This window comes from Nocardioides sp. CPCC 206348, assembly GCF_048654705.1.
Lineage (GTDB): Bacteria > Actinomycetota > Actinomycetes > Propionibacteriales > Nocardioidaceae > Nocardioides.
In genome coordinates this window covers 1-2,013 of sequence record NZ_JBMCZA010000131.1, presented here as the reverse complement: position 1 = coordinate 2,013, position 2,013 = coordinate 1, and the positions used below count along the sequence as shown (strand labels likewise).

Below are 2,013 nucleotides of genomic sequence, written 5' to 3'. Positions count from 1 at the left end.
GACCAGAAGACCGGTCAGGCCTCTTCGTCCGAGTGGATGTCGATGCGCCAGCCGGTCAGGCGGGCGGCGAGGCGGGCGTTCTGGCCCTCCTTGCCGATCGCCAGCGACAGCTGGAAGTCGGGGACGACGACACGGGCCGAACGGGCCGCGGCGTCGACGACGGTCACCGACTGGACCTGGGCGGGCGACAACGCGTGCGCCACCAGCTCGGCCGGGTCGTCGGACCAGTCGACGATGTCGATCTTCTCGCCGTGCAGCTCGGCCATCACGTTGCGCACCCGCTGCCCCATCGGGCCGATGCAGGCACCCTTGGCGTTGACGCCGGGAACGGTGGTGCGGACCGCGATCTTGGTGCGGTGGCCGGACTCGCGCGCGATGGCCGCGATCTCGACGGTGCCGTCGGCGATCTCCGGCACCTCGAGGGCGAAGAGCTTCTTGACCAGGTTCGGGTGCGAGCGCGAGAGCGTGATCTGCGGTCCACGCATGCCCTTGCGGACCGACACGACCAGGCACTTGATCCGGGTCCCGTGGCTGTAGTCCTCGCCAGGCACGCGCTCGCTCGCGGGCAGCAGCGCCTCGAGCTTGCCGAGGTCCACCAGGACGTCGTCGGGGTTGCGGCCCTGCTGGATGATCCCGGAGAGGATGTCGCCCTCCTTGCCGGAGAACTCGCCGAACCGGATCTCGTCCTCGGCATCGCGCAGGCGCTGCATCATGATCTGCTTGGCGGTCGTCGCGGCGATCCGGCCGAAGTCGGCAGGCGTGTCGTCGTACTCACCGATCTTGTTGCCCTCGTCGTCGAGCTCCGCAGCAAGCACGTTCACGTGCCCGGTCTTGCGGTCCAGCTCGACCCGCGCCTGGGTGTGCGAGCCCTCGGTCTTGTGGTACGCCGTCAGGAGGGCCTGTTCGATGGCCTCCACCAGCACCTCGAACTTGATCTCCTTCTCGCGTTCCAGCGTGCGGAGGATGTTCAGGTCGATGTCCATCAGTCGGCGTCCTCGTCCATGTGTTCGTCCAGGTCGTCCTGGTCGTCGTCGTCTTGATCCGTGCGGGTGGAGCTCTTGGGGCGGTTGAACTCGATCTGCACCAGGGCCTTGATCACGTCGGCATAGGCGACGCTGATCTCGGAGCCGACCACGTCGAGGGTCACCCCGTCGTCGTCGCTCGCGCCGATCCGGCCGACCACCTCGTTCGTCGCGCCCTCCTCGGCGGAGGTGACCACCTTGACGAGGCGACCCTCGTTGCGGCGCCAGTGGCGCGGCAGCGTGAGGGGTCGATCGACCCCACGGGAGGTGACCTCGAGGGTGTACGGCAGCTCCCCCATGATGGCGGCGCCGTCGGACTCGAGGACCACGTCGATCTTCTTGGTTGCCGACGCGACGTCGTCGAGCGTCAGGCCACCATCGGTGTCCAGGGCAATGCGCAACACTCGGCGCTTGCCGGCGGGGGTGAGCTCAACTGCTTCGAGATCCAGGCCGAGCTCGGCCAGGGGAGCAGTGAGAAGGTCGGTGATTCGCTCTGCTGTCGAACGCTGAGCGGGCTGGCCCGAACCCATGCGAATCCTCCCGTTGTCCTGTTGTGGTGGTGCGGATCAACACTACCGGGTACGGATAGGGTTCGCCGCGTGCCCGACCGTGTTAGCCACCTCTCCCGTCGCGCCTTCGTCGCTCTCGGCCTCGGCGGAGCTGCGCTGACGCTGACGGGATGCGACGCGCTCGACTCCGTGCTCGGCGACGACGACCCGGTCCCGCCGGGTGCGGTCACCCCGACCGCACCGGCCGCCGACGCCGACAGCACCCTCGTCGAGGAGGTCGCCACGGCGATCGCCGCAGCGGGCGCGCTCGCCGCCGCGACGGGTACGGCGATCGCTCCCCTCGCCCGGATCGGGACCCGGCTGTCCCGGCTCCACGCCTCCCACGCGAGCGAGCTCGGCCGGACCGAGGCAGCCGCGCCGCCCGTCGTCACCGGCTCCCGCGACGTCGCCCTGCGTGCGCTGCTGGCGAGCGAGGCCGCTCT

Annotated in this window: 3 protein-coding genes; 1 reads left to right on the top strand and 2 read right to left on the bottom strand. The window is 69.5% G+C overall.

All coding sequences use genetic code 11. The annotated features are described in order from the left end of the window. Nucleotides 1-14: 14 nt before the first annotated feature. Both nusA and rimP read right to left on the bottom strand, forming a co-directional pair. Nucleotides 15-983 carry a transcription termination factor NusA gene (gene nusA, locus ACOADB_RS07870; RefSeq protein ID WP_378597409.1) on the bottom strand — a complete coding sequence of 323 codons (969 nt, stop codon included), beginning with the start codon at nt 981-983 and terminating at the stop codon, nt 15-17. Continuing rightward, nucleotides 983-1,552 (bottom strand): ribosome maturation factor RimP, encoded by a 570-nt coding sequence (gene rimP, locus ACOADB_RS07865; RefSeq protein ID WP_378597408.1) that lies wholly within the window; start codon nt 1,550-1,552, stop codon nt 983-985. The genes nusA and rimP overlap by 1 nt, the downstream gene beginning before the upstream one ends. Nucleotides 1,553-1,621: 69 nt before the next feature. Between rimP and ACOADB_RS07860 the strand changes: the two genes are divergently transcribed. Beyond that, the coding region (locus ACOADB_RS07860) for a hypothetical protein (protein WP_378597407.1) at nt 1,622-2,013 on the top strand (392 nt) is incomplete at its 3' end.

Bases quoted from the DNA above. Each gene is read 5' to 3' on its own strand.
- nusA (WP_378597409.1), bottom strand. From the start codon at position 983: ATGGACATCGACCTGAACATCCTCCGCACGCTGGAACGCGAGAAGGAG.
- rimP (WP_378597408.1), bottom strand. From the start codon at position 1,552: ATGGGTTCGGGCCAGCCCGCTCAGCGTTCGACAGCAGAGCGAATCACC.